The organism is Rhodanobacter sp. OR87, assembly GCF_000473345.1.
Lineage (GTDB): Bacteria > Pseudomonadota > Gammaproteobacteria > Xanthomonadales > Rhodanobacteraceae > Rhodanobacter > Rhodanobacter denitrificans.
On record NZ_AXBJ01000010.1, the window covers coordinates 107,207 to 123,253 of the forward strand.

The 16,047-nt window shown below is 70.3% G+C and carries 9 protein-coding genes; 3 read left to right on the top strand and 6 right to left on the bottom strand.

The features are described from left to right. Positions 1 to 10: 10 nt before the first annotated feature. The 5 genes from RHOOR87_RS0110915 to RHOOR87_RS0110935 form a co-directional block, all read right to left on the bottom strand. The gene (locus RHOOR87_RS0110915) at positions 11 to 544 is read right to left on the bottom strand and encodes a tetratricopeptide repeat protein (protein WP_015448633.1); all 534 of its coding nucleotides are present in this window, start codon (positions 542 to 544) and stop codon (positions 11 to 13) included. Positions 545 to 546: 2 nt separating this feature from the next. Beyond that, on the bottom strand, positions 547 to 2,880 hold the full coding sequence (mrcB, locus tag RHOOR87_RS0110920) for a penicillin-binding protein 1B (protein ID WP_007511637.1): 2,334 nt from the start codon (positions 2,878 to 2,880) through the stop codon (positions 547 to 549). Positions 2,881 to 3,091: 211 nt separating this feature from the next. Next, the gene (locus tag RHOOR87_RS0110925) at positions 3,092 to 3,931 is read right to left on the bottom strand and encodes an NAD-dependent epimerase/dehydratase family protein (RefSeq protein WP_027485020.1); all 840 of its coding nucleotides are present in this window, start codon (positions 3,929 to 3,931) and stop codon (positions 3,092 to 3,094) included. Positions 3,932 to 3,938: 7 nt separating this feature from the next. Further along, positions 3,939 to 5,627 carry a hypothetical protein gene (locus tag RHOOR87_RS0110930; protein ID WP_027485021.1) on the bottom strand — a complete coding sequence of 563 codons (1,689 nt, stop codon included), beginning with the start codon at positions 5,625 to 5,627 and terminating at the stop codon, positions 3,939 to 3,941. An 86-nt stretch (positions 5,628 to 5,713) separates the two neighbouring features. After that, complete coding sequence (locus tag RHOOR87_RS0110935) at positions 5,714 to 7,846, bottom strand: bifunctional (p)ppGpp synthetase/guanosine-3',5'-bis(diphosphate) 3'-pyrophosphohydrolase (protein WP_027485022.1); 2,133 nt, start codon at positions 7,844 to 7,846, stop codon at positions 5,714 to 5,716. 150 nt (positions 7,847 to 7,996) lie between these two features. On the opposite strand from RHOOR87_RS0110935, the gene RHOOR87_RS0110940 reads away from it, so the two are divergent. Beyond that, positions 7,997 to 8,476 carry a hypothetical protein gene (locus RHOOR87_RS0110940; protein WP_007512752.1) on the top strand — a complete coding sequence of 160 codons (480 nt, stop codon included), beginning with the start codon at positions 7,997 to 7,999 and terminating at the stop codon, positions 8,474 to 8,476. A gap of 20 nt (positions 8,477 to 8,496) precedes the next feature. Here the strand turns inward: RHOOR87_RS0110940 and hrpA are convergent, their stop codons facing one another. Beyond that, complete coding sequence (hrpA, locus tag RHOOR87_RS0110945) at positions 8,497 to 12,567, bottom strand: ATP-dependent RNA helicase HrpA (RefSeq protein ID WP_027485023.1); 4,071 nt, start codon at positions 12,565 to 12,567, stop codon at positions 8,497 to 8,499. Positions 12,568 to 12,703: 136 nt separating this feature from the next. Between hrpA and RHOOR87_RS0110950 the strand changes: the two genes are divergently transcribed. Both RHOOR87_RS0110950 and RHOOR87_RS0110955 read left to right on the top strand, forming a co-directional pair. Continuing rightward, on the top strand, positions 12,704 to 13,171 hold the full coding sequence (locus RHOOR87_RS0110950; protein ID WP_027485024.1) for a Dps family protein: 468 nt from the start codon (positions 12,704 to 12,706) through the stop codon (positions 13,169 to 13,171). 189 nt (positions 13,172 to 13,360) lie between these two features. Then, positions 13,361 to 15,982 carry a glycosyltransferase family 2 protein gene (locus RHOOR87_RS0110955; RefSeq protein WP_007512726.1) on the top strand — a complete coding sequence of 874 codons (2,622 nt, stop codon included), beginning with the start codon at positions 13,361 to 13,363 and terminating at the stop codon, positions 15,980 to 15,982. Positions 15,983 to 16,047: the final 65 nt, after the last annotated feature.

Here is a 16,047-nt window from a genome sequence, read left to right on the forward strand (position 1 = left end):
CGCCGCTCGCTCAGTAGCGCGGCACGCCCGCCTTGTGGCACTGCGTCACCCACTTGCGCGCGGTGGCGGCGCCGTTCGCATCGCGCGCCTGCAGGCGCATCTCCACCACGGTCTGCCAGTTGCGCGCGCACAGCGGGCCGAGTCTGGGGCCGAGCGACCACGATTTGTGCGCCAGCTTCTCGGCGACGGAGAAATCCTTCAGGTGCACCGCCACCTCGGCGCGTTCCTGCAGCAGGTCGGGCGAATCCGGGTTGAGCCTCAGCGCCTGGTCCAGCGTGGCCGCGGCATCGGCGTACTTGCCGACCTGCTCGTCGCGGCGGGCGGCATCCTGCAGCGCGCTGATGCCGGGGTCGCGCAGCGGGTTCACGTCGATGACGGATTTTTCGCGCTCGCCGGCGGCACGGATCGCGGCCACCGGGTCGTAGCTCGGCGGCGACGGGCGCGTGTCCGGCGGCGGCGTGGTGGCGAGCATGCCGCAGCCGGCCAGCAGGCTCGTCGCCAGCAGCAGCGGTGCCAGGAAGGAACGTTGGCTCGGGTACGGCATGATCAGTTTCCGCTCGGTACGTCGGGCACGGCGGTGGCCGCGCCGGTGGAAGGTGGATTATCGCCGCCACCGAACAGGCTTTGCCAGAAGCAGCCCTCGGTGTCGGCCGACACGGTGCCGGCAATCACCGGCACCTGCTGCGCGCCTTCGCATTGCGGCTCGGTGCGCCTGCCGCTGGACGGGTTGATCCAGGCCATCTCCAGTCCGTCGCCCGGCGCGGCCGACAACGGCCGGCTCGGCAGCTTGGCGAACAGGTCGCGCCACGCGCGCAGGCCGCCGCTGGCGCCGAACAGGGTGGTCGGCTTGTTGTCGTCGCGGCCCATCCAGAACACCGCCAGGTGCTCGCCGGTGAAGCCGGCGAACCAGCTGTCGCGCATGTCGTTGCTGGTGCCGGTCTTGCCGGCGGCGTGCAGCGAGGCCAGCGCGGAATTGCCGAGCGCGCTGGCGGTGCCGTACTCGGCCACCTGCTGCATCGCCCAGGTGGTCAGCCGCACCGCCTCCTGGTATTCGCCGGGCCCGCCCTGCACCTGGTAGCGCTTGATCGTGCGGCCGTTGCCGTCGAGCACGCCGCGCACCGCCACCAGCGGCAGCGCATGGCCATCGGCGGCGAGGTACTGGTACAGCTGGGTCAGCTGCAACGGCGCCAGGTCGAGCGCACCGATCAGCAGCGACGGGCTGGGGTTGATGTCGCCGATGCCGAACGATTTCAGGAACGCCTGGATCCGCGGCAGCCCCACCTGCAGCCCGAGATGGATGGTGGCCAGGTTCCACGAGTGCGCCAGCGCGTCGACCATGATCAGCGGGTCGTGGCTGCGATGGTCGTCGTTCTGCGGCGTCCAGTAGCTGCCGTCCGGCTGGCGCAGGCTGACCGGGCTGTCGTCCATCAGGCTGGCCAGGTTCCAGCGCCCGGGCTGGGTCAGCGCCACCAGGTAGACAAACGGCTTGATCGTCGAGCCGATCGGCCGGCGCGCGTCCAGGGCGCGATTGAAGCCCTGCTCACCCGGCGTCTTGCTGCCGACCACGGCCAGCACGCTGCCGCTGTGTGCATCGGTCACCACCGCGGCCGCCTGCACGCCTTCGCCGCGCTTGCCGAGACCCTTCAGCGAGCTGGTGATCGCCTGCTCGGTGTACAGCTGGGCGGCCGGGTCGAGCGTGGTGAAGATCGACAGGTTGCCCTCGCGCAGCGCCTGCTCGTCGAAGTCGGCGGTGATCTGCTTGCGCACCAGGTCCATGAAGGCGGGGAAGCGGTTGTGCGGCAGCTGGCCGTTCTTGACGATGTCCAGCGGCGCGGCCTGCGCGGCATTGAGCTGCGTGGCGCTGATCAGCTGGGTCTCGAAGAATTCCTGCAGCACCAGGTTGCGCCGGGTCAGCGCGCGCTGCGGCGAGCGGCGCGGGTCGTAGTAGCTCGGCCCCTTCACCATGCCCACCAGCAGCGCGATCTCCTGCGGCCGCAGGTCTTCCAGCCGGCGCCCGAAGTAGAACTCCGACGCCGCCGCGAAACCGTGCACCGCCTGGCCGCCCTGCTGGCCGAGGAACACGTCGTTGACGTAGGCCTCGAGGATGCGCCCCTTGCTGTAATGCGCCTCCAGCAGCAACGACATCAGCGCCTCGTTGATCTTGCGCGTGAGGTTCTGGTCGCGGCTGAGGAACAGGTTGCGCACCAGCTGCTGGGTCAGCGTGGAGCCGCCCTGCACGGTGTGCCCGGCACGCAGGTTGGCGAACGCAGCGCGCGCGATCGCGCTCAGGTCGATGCCGATGTGGTGGTTGAAGTCGCGATCCTCGACCGCCTGCAGGCCGCTGACCAGCAGCGGCGGCACGTCGGCCAGGCGCACGAAGCGGCGTTCCTCCTGGCTGGCGCCGTACAGCGTGGCGATGCGTGCCGGGTCCAGGTGGGCCAGCTCGATCGGCTTGCCGCTGGTCGCGTCCTGCACCGACCGCACCGTGCCCTGGCCCAGCGTGACGCGGATGCGCTTGGGCAGCTCGCCGCCGTCCGGACCGGCGTAGCCGCGCGAGGCGATGGTGTAGCGCGCGCCCTGCTTCACCCAGCTGCCGGCGACCTGGCCCTTGCCGTCGTTGCTGTAGCCGGCGAAGGTCAGTTCCAGTTCCAGCGCCGCGTTCGTCATCGGCGTGCCGGCCGCCAGCGGCAGCGGCCGCGCGTAGACCCGGGTGGGGATGGCGAACACCAGCTCGTTGAAGCGGTCCTGCACCCGCTTGTTCAGCACCAGCGTGTACGGCAGCACGAAGCCGAACAGCAGGCCCATGCCGATCCAGAACGGGATGCGCAACCACGGCCAGCTGCGGCGCGCCAAGGCGCGAGTACGGGTCAAGAAGGCCAACGCGGGGGAATCCGGCTATCGAGTGGTTCGATCATAGGGCCTGCTACCCCGCGGGCATATGAACGCAGCGGGCGGTTTCGTGGCCGAACGCGGGCAATCAAGGTATTGGAGAACCCGCAGCAGCGCACCCTGTGCGCGAGGCTCTTGGCCCCGTTCGACACCGGAACATCGCGCGCGACCGAAGGAAGGCCCTGGTGGACAGGGTGCGCTCCTACGCAGGCGGCTGCCACATCGCGGCGTCGGGGCGGAACGGGCGCGGACGCATGCCGAGCAGGCGCTGCAGCTCGCCGTTGTCGGCGACCAGGTCGCTGTCCAGCCGGCTCAGCGGACCGCGCAGCGGCGGCAGCGCGCGCTGGCCCAGCCGCAGCAGCCAGGCCGGCAGCGGCAACGGCACGGTGGCCCGCGGCAGGCTGCGGCGCACCCGCGCGAACATCTCGCCGGAACGCAGCCGCTCGCCGCCGCCGATCGGCAGGATGCGCCCGGCCGCCGCCGGGCACTCCAGCGCGGCCAGCACCGCCTGCGCGATGTCGTCCGCGTGCACCGGCTGGCGCAGGCCGCGCCCGGACGGCAACGGAAACAGCCGCAGCCGCATCGCGCGGCGGGCGATCGGGGTGAGGCTCTTGTCCAGCCCGGCACCGTAGACCAGGGTGGGCCGCAGCACGGTCCAGGCGCAGCCGTGGCGCTCGCAGGCGGCCGCCAGCGCCGCCTCGCCGTCGCGCAGCCGGCGCGCCAGGGCGCGCTCGGCCGGTACGCCGGAATCGCGCTTGCTCTCGGCGCTCATCGAGCTGGTCGCGACCACCCGCGGCGCGTCGGCCAGAGTGGCCTGTGCCAGCCAGTCGGCCAGCCCCTGCAGCGGGCCGAAGCTGATGATCGCCGACAGCGCCGGCAACCTCGGCATGCGGTCGGGCAGCGTGCCCTGCAGCCAGGTCACCCCGGCCTGCGCGGGCCGTGGCTGCCGGCTCAGCGCGAGCACCGCCTCGCCGCTGGCGAGCAGGCGCGGCAACAGGAAGTGGCCGATCTGGCTGCTGCCGCCGAACACCAGTACCGTCATGCCGCGCTCACCCGCCACCTTGCAGGCGGGCGGCCAGGTCGAGCACGCGCGGGTTGGAAGGGGACAGCTTGCGCGCGCGTTCCAGCGACTGGCTGGCGCCGATGCGGTCGCCGCGTGCCAGCTGCTGCTCGGCCTGGTCGAGCCACGCGCCGGCCAGCCGGTTGCCCCGCGCGCCCTGCGCGGCGTCGCCCGGCGCCAGCTCGGCCAGGTTGGCCAGCATGTCGCCGGCCTTGCCCAGGTTGCCGGCGGCGAGCGCCCGGTCGAACTGCTGCTCGACCTGGTGGGGCAAGGCCTGCAGGCCCTGCAGCGCCGTCGCGCTGTTGCCGTCGATCGCCAGCGCGCTGCGGTAGAGGTCGTAGGCACTGTCGCCGGGCGGCATCATGATGTCGCCGTTGTTGGTGGCCGTCTGCGCGCGCAGCACCAGCTGCGCCACCGCCGCACTCTGCTGCGGCGTCACACTGGGCGGGGCGACCGGCATCGGTGCGTTGTCCGCGCCGGCGGGTGCAGCCGGCGCCGCCGGCGTCCGCTCCAGCCGCGCGCGTGCGGCGGCAAGATCGGCCGATTTCGGCGCCAGCTCGGCTGCCTGGTCGAGCAGCTTCGCCGCCTGTGCGGCGTCGCCGTCATCGAGCGCGGCGCTCGCCTGCACGGTCAGCGCCTGCGCCACCTTGCCGAGGCCGGCGTGCGCCTGCGCGTTGTCCGGGTCGAGCTTGAGCGCGGCCTGGAAGTGGACCAGCGCGGTGTCGTCGCCATCGCCGGCGATGCGGCCGGCGCGCAGCGCGTCCTGGCCGGCTTTCAGCGCCGCCTCCAGTGCGCTGCTGTCCTGCCGGCGCGCCTGCGCCTGCAGCGCGCGCAGCGCCGGCAGCGCGCCGTTGTTCGGCTGCAGCGCGGCCAGCTGCTCGATGCGCGCATCGGCCGTGGCGGCGTCCTTCGCGTCCAGCGCCGCGCGCGCCTGTACCGCCAGCGCGTAGCCGACCTGGTCCAGTCCGTGCGCGGCCACCGCATTGTCGGGATCGGCGCGCAGCACGCGCTGGTACAGCGCGCCGGCCCCGTCGGGGCCATCCAGCTTGCCGGCGGCCAGCGCCTGCTGCGCCTGGTCGACCAGGTCCACCGTGTGCACCTGCGCGGCGCGGGCGGCAGCGATCGCACGATCGAGCCGGTCGATGTCGCTGCCGCCGCCGAGCAGTTCGCGGGCGACCGTGGCCTGCTGCGCGGCCTGCGCCAGCTGGCCAGCCTGCAGTGCGGCGTCGGCCTGTGCCAGCATGGCCTGGCCGACCTGGCGCAGGCCGTCGCGGGCGCGGTCGTTGTCCGGTTCCAGCGCCACCGCAGCCTGGAACAGCTCGCGTGCGCTGCTGCCGTCCTGGCCGTCCAGACGGCCATCCTGCAAGGCCTGCTGCGCCTGCGCCAGCACCGTGTTGAAATCGGTGCGCGGCAGCATGCCGCGCAGGCGATTCTGGTTGAGCCAGAGCCCACCGGCCAGCGCGAGCACCAGCAGCAAGAGCAGGACAAGCCAGCCGCGGCGGCGCTTGCGCCGCGGCGCGGCGGTCGCCCGGCCATGCGGACGGCGCGGCTCGACCGCGATCTGCGGCAGGCCGTCCGCGGCCGGCGCGGGCGGGGCATCCAGCCGATCGAGGTCGCCCAGGGTGGGCTCGGTGCGAACCGGTGGATGTGCGTCGTGCTGGTCTCGGCGTCCGCTCATGGTCCATGGCTGTGAAGGCTGTCGCTGCAGCTTAGCATCGGGCCGCCAGCCGCCGTTCCGCCCGCCGGCCGGCATTGCGCGGTCATTCAGCCGGTACCGACCCGGCGCACGTCGAGCACGTTCGGCAGCGCCAGCAGCTTGCCGAGCAGGGTCGACAGCTGTTCGAAATCGCGCACGCGCAGGGTGAAGCGCATCTCCACCTCGCCGGTGTGCACGAACAGCCGGCTGGACGAGGCGATGATGTGGGTGCCGGCGTTGCTGACCACGCTGGTGACGTCCTTCTGCAGGCCCTTGCGGTCGTAGCCGCGCAGCTCGATGTCGACCTCGTAGGCCTGTGCCGTGGCGCTGCCCCAGCTCACTTCGATCACCCGGTCCGGATCGCGCCGGGCCAGCCGCGCCAGGCTGCCGCAGTCGGCGCGATGCACCGACACGCCGCGGCCCTTGGTGACGAAGCCGCGCACCGGGTCGCCGGGCAGCGGCTGGCAGCAGCGCGCCAGCGTGGTCAGCAGGTTGCCGATGCCTTCGATGCGCAGCGCGCTGTGGTCGAGCGTGGCATGGCGCGAGGCCACCGGCGCACTCGACTGGGTGACCACAGGCTCCGCCGGCTGCGCCGCTTCCTGCAGCACGCGGGCGATCTGGCCGGGAGTGACCTCGCCCAGCGCCAGCGCCACCAGCAACTCGTCGTGGTTCTTCAGGTGGAAGTGCGCCGGCAGTTTGCCCACGTCGGCGTTCGACAGCGCCAGGCGCTTCAGTTCGCGCTCGAACATGCCGCGACCGACCGCGAGGTTGGCGTCGTGGGCGATCTTGCGGAACCACGCGCGCACCTTCTCTTTCGCCCGCGCCGTGTTGAGGTAGCCGTGGTGCGGCGACAGCCAGTCGCGGCTGGGCTCGGCCAGCTTGCCGGTGAGGATCTCCACGCGGTCGCCGCTCTGCGGCTGGAAGGTCAGCGGCACGATGCGGCCGTTGACCTTGGCGCCGCGGCAGCGGTGGCCGACCTCGGTGTGCACCAGATAGGCGAAGTCCAGCACGGTGGCGCCGCGCGCCAGGTCGAACACCTCGCCCTTCGGGGTCAGCAGGTAGACGCGGTCTTCCAGCAGCTCGGTCTGCAGCTCGGCGGCCAGCGCGCTGTCGTCCTCGCCGCGCGGCTCCAGCAGCTTGCGCATCCAGGCGATCTTCGCCTCGAACTCGGCGTCGGCGCTGCCGCCTTCCTTGTAGCGCCAGTGCGCGGCCACGCCCAATTCGTTCGCCCGGTGCATGGCGTGGGTGCGGATCTGCACCTCCAGGGTCTTGCCCTGCGGCCCGATCACCGCGGTGTGCAGCGACTGGTAGCCGTTCGCCTTGGGCCGCGCTATGTAGTCGTCGAACTCGCCCGGCAGGTGCGGCCACAGCGCGTGCACCACGCCCAGCGCGGCGTAACAGTCGGTGATGGTGTCCACCAGCACGCGCACCGCGCGGATGTCGTACAGGTCGGAGAAGTCCAGCGACTTGCGCTGCATCTTCTTCCAGATCGAATAGATGTGCTTGGGTCGCCCGGCCAGCTCGGCCTGGATGCCGGCCGCCTCGAGCGCACGCTGCAGCTCGGCCAGCGAGTCGCGGATGAATGCCTCGCGGTCGGCGCGGCGCTCGTCGAGCAGGTTGGCGATGCGCCGGTAGGTGTCCGGCTGCAGGTAGCGGAACGCCAGGTCTTCCAGCTCCCACTTCAGCTGCCAGATGCCGAGCCGGTTCGCCAGCGGCGCATGGATGTCGCGGGTGAGCCGGGCCAGCGCCTGCCGCTCGCCTTCAGGCAGCGCCGGTGCCGCGCGCATGCGCGCCAGCTGCCGCGCCAGCAGCACGAACACCACGCGCAGGTCACGCACGATCGCCAGCAGCAGCCGTCGCAGGCCCTCGGCCGCGCCCTGCGGCGGCCGCTGCGCATGCAGCGCCCACACCCGCTCGGCCGCCTGCTGCCCGTCGACCAGGCGCTGCAGTTCGGCCGGCAACGCCGCGCGGCGCTCCGCCCACAGCGCGGGATCGATCCGGGCCAGCTCGAACCACAGCGCGGCCGCCTGGGTCTGCGCGTCGCAGCCGAGCATGCTGAGCAGCTCCAGCACGTCGGCGCAGCCGGCCTGGTCCACTGCGCGGGTGGCGCAGGCCTCCAGCGCGTCGGCCAGCAGCGGCGGCAACGCGCCGGCGCGTTCGCGCCAGCGGGACAGAGGGGGCGGTTCGACGATCGGGGCCATGGGCAGTCAGCTCGGGTCTTGCCCTGCCATGGTAGCCGCTGCCGGGGCGTGCCGGCCGCGCTGCGCGCGAATCGCCGCGTGCCCCTTGGCGGCAGGCCAGCCTGCCGCGCAGAATCAGCGCTTCCGTTCCGTTGCCCCGAGGATGCACCCATGTCGATCCGCCCCCACCACCTGACCTTGCCGCTGCTGCTGGCGCTGTCGCTGGGCTGCCTGTCCGCGCAGGCGCAGCAGGCCAACGGCCTGCAACAGCGCATGAGCGCCGCCGAATTCAAGGCCGCCGGGCTGGACAAGCTGTCGACGCAGGAGTTGCAGAACCTCGACGACTGGCTGCGCCAGCACGGCAAGACCACTACCAAGATGGTCGACACCAGCGGCCAGCCGGTGTTCTACGAACCGAAGCAGAAGCGCAGCAAGTTCAACGCCCGCCTGGTCGGCCATTTCAGCGGCTGGCACGGCCACGACGAATTCACCCTGGACAATGGCCAGTCGTGGAAGCAGATCGGCTCGGATGCGCCCGTCTGCATGAGCGCCGACAACCCGGCAGTCAAGGTCAAGCCGTCGCTGTTCGACAGCTGGCTGATGTACGTGGACGGCTGCAACGGCAGCGTGCACGTGCGGCGGACGCGCTGAGCGGCCGAAATCACCCGCTCTCAACCCAGCGCCGCCAGTGCCTTCGCCAACCGTTTCGGCGACACCGGCTCGGCGGTCTTCAGCTCCTGCGCGAACAGCGATACGCGCCACTCCTCGATCAGCCAGCGCAGCTCGGCCAGCGCCGCGGGATCGGTGCCGACCGCGCGCTGCTGCAGGTACGCGCGCCAGTACGGCAGCACCTGCAGCAGGCGCTGCTGGTCCTTCGCCGGGTCCTGGCGCAGCCGCTCGCCGCGCAGGCGCATCGCTTTCAGGTAACGCGGGTAATGCGCCAGCCTCGCCAGCGGCAGGTCGCGCAGGAAACCGGGCACGAGCAGTGCGTCGAACTGTTCGCGCAGGTCGTCGTAGCTGGCGCGGGCGAAGCCCAGCAGCGGCGGCTCCAGCCACGGTTTCAGCTCGGCCTGCGCTTCGACCACCGGTTCTGCCAGCTTCAGCCGCTCGACGCCGGCGCCGAACAGTTCGCGCGCGCACTGCGTGCGCAGCGCCTCGAACGCGCCGGCGCTGCGCACGTCCAGTTCATGGCGTCCCAGCAGGTCGGCGAAGCCGCCTTCGAGCAGGTCCTCGCGCAGGCTGTCCACGCCGCCCAGCGGCGCGTACTTCAAGGCCAATGCGTTGCCGATCGGCAATCGCCGGCGCGCCTGCTTCGCCTCGGCGGCCAGCGCGTTGCGCAGCAGGCGCACCACGCCGCCGGCATGCGCCGCGCGCGCCTCGTCGGCGCGCTCGAACACGCGCAGCGCCACCGTCTCGCCGAGGTCGACCAGCGCAGGGAACGCGGCGAGGCCGCCATCGGAACGCACCTGTGCGGGGATCGCCTCGAAATCCCAGTGAGCCACGTCCTCGCGGGTCAGCTCGATGTCGGTCTTGCGCGAGAACGCCTCGCGCGCCTGGCCTTCCCACTGGCCACGCAAGGCGGCGAGGTCGCGGCCGCTGGCCAGGGTCTTGCCGCGCTCGTCGTGCAGGCGATAACGCATCAGGAAGTGTGGCGACAGTTCGACGCCGGCGAATTCGCCGGCAGTGATGTCGACGCCGGTGGTGCGTTTCAGGAACGCAGCCAGCGCCTTCGCCAGCGGCTCGTCGCGCGGCGATTCGGCTTCGACGAAGGCGCGCGCGAAATCCGGCGCCGGCACGAAGTTGCGGCGCAAGGCTTTCGGCAGGCCGCGGATCAACTCGGCCACCTTGTCGGCGAGCAGGCCAGGCACCAGCCATTCGCAGCGGGCGGACGGCAGCGCGTTCAACATCGCCAGCGGCAGCTGCAGGGTGACGCCGTCGGCTTCGTCGCCGGGGACGAAGCGGTATTCGAGTTTGTACCTCTGCGGTGGAATCTCCAGCACCGCGGGGAACGCCTTCGCATCCAGCCCGGTGCCGCCGGCCAGCACGTCGTCCAGCGACCAGCGCAGCGCCGCCTGTTCGGCCGGGCGGGCCTTGCGATACCACGCGTCCAGCGCGCGACTGCTGGCGATGTCTTGCGGCAGCTTGCCCTCGAAGAACGCGACCAGCTGGTCCTCGTGGCGGATCAGACCCTCGCGGCGCTGCTTCGCCTCGATGCCCAGCGCCTCTTCCAGCACGCGCTGGTTGGCGCGCACGAAATCCGCCTTGGTGTCGATGTCGCCGCGTACCAGCGCCTCGCGCAGGAAGATCGCATGGGCCAGCGCCGGGTCCTGCGCCTGGAACGTGACCGGCCGCTTCTCCACCAGCACCAGCCCGAACAGGCTGACCTGCTCGTACGCCACCACGCAGCCGCGCTTCCTCGACCAGTGCGGGTCGCGGCAATGCGTGCGCAGCAGATGCGCTGCCTGCTGCTCGATCCACGAGGGCTCGACCCGCGCATTCATCATGCCCCATACGCGCCCGCCCACGTCGAGGATCTGCGCGCTGAAGACCCAGTTCGGCGGCGCCTTCGCCAGCGCCGAGCCGGGAAAGACCTGGAACTTGCGTTCGCGCGTGCTCTGATAGATACCCTTCTCGTCCTTGCGGCCGACCTGGGTGGGCAGGCCGGCGAGCAGGGAGCGATGGACGGATTCGTAAAGGCGATCGGCATCGCTCTCGCTCCCTCCCCTGCTCGCCCCACGGGGACTTCCTTCGGTCGCAGAGGAGGACTGGGCTGGGGTTCGCTTTTGATCCTGTGCCGCGACGCGAAGAGCTTTACCCCCTCCCAACCTCCCCCTGCCAGCAGGGGGAGGAGCAGAACGTGCTTCGTCACGAGCGGGAATCTGCGCTTCCAGCTTCCACCCCAGTTCCTCCACCACCAGCAGCAGCTGCCGGTGCAGCTCGCGCCACTCGCGCATGCGCATGAAGCTGAGGAAATGCCGCGCGCACCAGTCGCGCAGCTTCGACTGGGTCAGTTCCTCGTGCGCGTCGTGGTAAGCGCGCCACAGATTCAGCACGCCGACGAAGTCGGATTTCGGGTCAGCGAACACGGCGTGCGCGGCGTCGGCCTGCTGGCGTGCATCCGACGGGCGCTCGCGCGGATCCTGGATGCTGAGGAAGGCGACGATGACCAGCAGCTCGCGCAGCGCGTGCAGCTGCTCGCCCTCGACCAGCATGCGCGCCAGCTGCACGTCGATCGGCAGCCGCGCCAGCGTGCGGCCGATCGCGGTGAGTTGGCGCGTCTCGTCGATCGCGGAAATCTCGGTGAGCCGGCGGAAGCCGTCGGCGACCACGCGCGGGTCGGGCGCCTCCAGGAACGGGAACGCGTCCACCTCGCCCAGCTTCAGCGCCAGCATGCGCAGGATCACATTGGCCAGCGAGGAGCGCAGCAGTTCCGGATCGGTGAACGCAGCGCGGCCGGCAAAGTCCGCTTCGTCGTACAGGCGGTAGCAGATGCCCGGCCCGACGCGGCCGCAGCGGCCCTTGCGCTGATCGGCCGCCGCCTGCGAGACCGGCTCCACGTGCAGCCGTTCGAGCTGGCTGCGCTGGCTGTAGCGCTTCACCCGCGCGGTGCCGGTGTCGATCACGTAGCGGATGCGCGGCACCGTGAGCGAGGTCTCGGCCACGTTGGTGGCCAGCACCACGCGGCGCTTCACGCCGGGCTTGAACACGCGGTCCTGGTCGCCGGCGGAGAGCCGCGCGTACAGCGGCATGATCTCGGTCTCGCGGTATTGCCGGCGCGACAGCAACTGGTGCGCGTCACGGATCTCGCGCTCGCCAGGCAGGAAGATCAGCACGTCGCCGCGCGGATCGTCGTGGGTGATTTCGTCGAGCACCGCAGCGATGTGTTCGGCACTGCCCTGCTGCATGTCCTTGCTGCGGCCCTGCCGCGCGGCGATCTCGTCCAGCGAGCGCCAGCGCAGCTCGACCGGGTACGCGCGCCCCTCCACTTCCACCACCGGCGCGCCGTCGAAGTGTTCGGCAAAGCGCGCCGTATCGATCGTCGCCGAGGTGACGATGATCTTGAGGTCGGGACGCCTTGCAGCGAGCCGCTTCAGGTAGCCGAGCAGGAAGTCGATGTTGAGGCTGCGTTCGTGCGCCTCGTCGATGATGATGGTGTCGTAGGCACTCAGCCACGGATCGCCCTGGGTCTCGGCGAGCAGGATGCCGTCGGTCATGAACTTGATCAGGCTGCGCTCGGAGACCTGGTCGTTGAAGCGCACCTGGAAGCCGACGATGTCGCCGACCTGCGTGCCTAGCTCCTCGGCCACGCGGCGCGCCACCGAACGCGCGGCCAGCCGGCGCGGCTGGGTGCAGCCGATCATGCCGGCTTCGCCACGGCCGGCGGCCAGGCACAGCTTGGGCAGCTGAGTGGTCTTGCCCGAGCCGGTCTCGCCGGCGATCACCACCACCTGGTGCTCGCGGATCAGCCTGGCGATGTCCTCGCCGCGCGCGCTGATCGGCAGCGATTCGTCCAGCCGGATCGGCGGCTTGGCGGCGGCGCGGGCGCGGCGTCTGGCCGCGGAGCGCTCGATATCCCCGCGCAACGCCGCCAGCTTGCCTTGGTCGGGTCGGCGCGACAGCGCACGCCAGCGCCCCAGCAGGCGACCGAAGTCGCGGCTGGACACCGTCTCCAGTTGCCGGCGCACGTCGCGCAGGCCGGGGTCGGCGGAAGAATCGGGCGTTGGCGGGGAGCTGTCGTTCATCGGACCGCACATGATAGCCGCAGGCGGAGCACCGACCCGATAGCCGCCGACTATCGGCGGCATCCGAAGGATTCATTTCACCACCGCCGCAGCACCCATTACCGTGAGTCCATCCACCCACCGGAAGGAGCACGACATGGCCATTTCCATCGGCATCGCCAAGAAAGACCGCGAAGCGGTCGCCAAGCACCTGTCCAGGCTGCTGGCCGACACCTACTCGCTGTACCTGAAGACGCACAGCTTCCACTGGAACATCACCGGCCCGCAGTTCAACAGCCTGCACGCCATGTTCCAGACCCAGTACAACGCACTGTGGCTGGCCGCCGACGAGGTGGCCGAGCGCATCCGCACGCTGGACGTGTTCGCGCCCGGCTCCTACAGCCAGTTCGCCAAGCTCAGCGCGATCAAGGAAGAAGCCGGCGTGCCGGAGTGGAAGGCAATGGTGGGCCAGCTGGTCGAAGGCCACGAGATCGCCGCCGCCACCGCGCGCGACGCGCTCAAGGCCGCCAATGCGGCCGGCGACGACGGCACCGCCGACATGGTCACCGGGCGGCTGAAGGAACACGAAAAGACCGCGTGGATGCTGCGCTCGCTGCTGAAGTAGGCCCGACCGGCCGCACCCGGCGCGATCCGACGGCATCCCTCCGCACGGTGCCGTTTTTGCGTCGCCACCCGAGCGCGGGCCTGACCTTGCGCTGACCGGCTTCCCGCGGGTTTATTGGCCGCCAGCCGCACATTCGGTAAGCTCTTGCGGCTCTACCGCCTGTTGCGCAGGCTTCCTCCGGGGATTTTTTTGAGCGCCACCGCAGCAAACCACAACAGCCGGTATCCGCTGCTCACGGCGATCGTGCTCGCCCTGATCGTGGCCGCGATGAACATCGGGCTGTGGTGGTGGGGCAACTACCCGCGCGGACCGGAGGATTGGCACGGCAAGGTCGGCGGCTATGCGCTGTCGGTGTTCCAGCGCTACCAGAGCCCGTTCAAGCTGGATTACCCCAGCGACGAGGAGATCGCCGCCGACCTCAAGCTGCTGCACCGGTACACGGACCACATCCGTACCTACACGATGCAGCAGAACCCGCAGCTGTATCGGTTGGCGCAGAAGGAAGGCCTGAAGGTGATGGCCGGCGCCGAGATCGACAAACGCCTGGACAACAACGAGCGCGAGCTCGACCTGCTGATCGCCAAGGCGCGCGCCTACCCGGACACCGTCACCCGCGTCATCGTGGGCAATGAGGTGCTGTTCCGCAACGACCTCGCGCCCGAGCAGATGATGGCCTACCTGGACCGCGTGCGCGCCGCCGTGCATCAGCCGGTGTCGATCGCCGAGCCGGACTACATCTGGCTGAAGTATCCCGAGCTGGCGCAGCACGTCGACTTCATCACCATCCACCTGTTCCCGTTCTGGAACGGCGTGCCGGTCAGCGGTCCCTCCGGCAACCCCCATCCGGCGCTGGACCAGGCGCTCGGCGCCTACCAGCAGATCCGCCAGCGCTACCCGGACAAGCCGGTGGTGGTCGGCGAAATCGGCTGGCCGTCGAACGGCGACCGCCACGAGTACGCCGACCCGTCGGTTTCCAACGAGGCGATCTTCATCCGCGACTGGATGAACGCGGCCAAGACCGCGCACATCGACTACTACCTGCTCGAAGCGTTCGACCAGCCGTGGAAGGAAAACCTCGGCGAAGGCCGCACCGGCGCGTACTGGGGCATGTTCAACGCCGATCGCCAGCTGAAGTTCCCGCTGACCGGCCCGGTGGTCGAGGACACCTCGTGGCCGTGGAAGGCGATCGCGGCGAGCCTGTTGGCGCTGCTGCCGATGATCTTCTTCGCGCGCCGTTTCAGCCGCTTCAAGCTGATGGGGCGGTTCTTCTTCGCCGCACTGATCCAGCTGGCCTGCGGGCTGATCGTGTGGTCGGCCACGTTGCCGTTCAACTTCTACCTGAGCTGGGTCGACTGGACCATGCTCACGCTGCTGTTCCCGGCGCAGATCGCGATCCTGGCGATCCTGCTGATCAACGGCTTCGAGTTCACCGAGGTGCTGTGGCGGCGCGACTGGATCCGCCATGCCGGCATGCTGACGCCCGATCCGCCCGAGAAGCAGCCATTCGTGTCGATCCATCTGGCCTGCTACAACGAGCCGCCGGAGATGGTGATCGTCACGCTCGATTCGCTGGCCGCGCTGGACTACGCGAACTTCGAAGTGCTGGTGATCGACAACAACACCAAGGACCCGGCGGTGTGGCAGCCGGTGCAGGAATACTGCGAGAAGCTCGGCAAGCGCTTCCGCTTCTTCCACCTGGCGCCGTGGCCGGGCTTCAAGGCCGGCGCGCTGAACTTCGGCCTGAAGGAAACCGACCCACAGGCCGACGTGGTGGCGGTGATCGACGCCGACTACGAGGTGCGCGCCGACTGGCTGGCCACCCTCACCGGCCATTTCCACGACCCGAAGGTGGCCGTGGTGCAGTGCCCGCAGGCGCACCGCGAGTTCGAGCACAACCGCTTCCGCCGCATGACCGCGTGGGAGTACGACGGCTTCTTCCGCATCGGCATGCACCACAGGAACGAGCGCAACGCGATCATCCAGCACGGCACCATGACGATGGTGAGGCGCAGTGCGCTGGAAGGCACCGGCGGCTGGTCGGAGTGGACCATCTGCGAGGACGCCGAACTCGGCCTGCGCCTGATGCATGCCGGCTACGAGCTGGTCTACGTCGACGAGCTGATGGGCAAGGGCCTCACCCCGGCCGACTTCAAGGCGTACAAGAGCCAGCGCTATCGCTGGGCGTTCGGCGCCATGCAGATCCTCAAGGGCCGCTGGCGGTGGATGACGCAGAAGGGTCCGCTCTCGGCCGGCCAGCGCTTCCACTTCCTCACCGGCTGGTTCAGCTGGTTCGCCGACGCGCTGCATTTGATCTTCACTCTGATGGCGCTGTTCTGGACCGCCGGCATGGTGGCCTTCCCGCAGTACTTCAGCCTGCCGATGCAGCTGTTCCTGATCCCGGTGATCGGCTTCTTCTTCGCCAAGGCGATCTTCGGCATCGTGCTGTACCGTGCCCGCGTACCCTGTGGCTGGTACGACACGCTGATGGCCTCGCTGGCCAGCATGGGCCTCAGCCATGCCATCGCCCGCGGCATCCTGCACGGCCTCACCCGCGAGAAGACCTCGTTCGTGGTCACCGCCAAGAGCCGGCGCCTGGGCGGCAGCAACTTCGCCGCGTTCGCGCCGGTACGCGAGGAGCTGCTGATGGCGGTCGCGCTGATGCTGTGCATCGTCGGCATGGCGCTGGGCTACGGCACGCGCTACATCGAGGGCACCTTGTGGATGTTCATCCTCGCCGCGCAGTCGATCCCGTACGTCTCGGCGGTGATCGGCGCATGGATCGCGCACAAGTCAGGCGACAAGGCCGGCTGATGCCGCCCGTCGGGACGGCCATGGCCGCCCCGGCGAAGCCGCCCCTGGCCCTTCGACGCCGATAC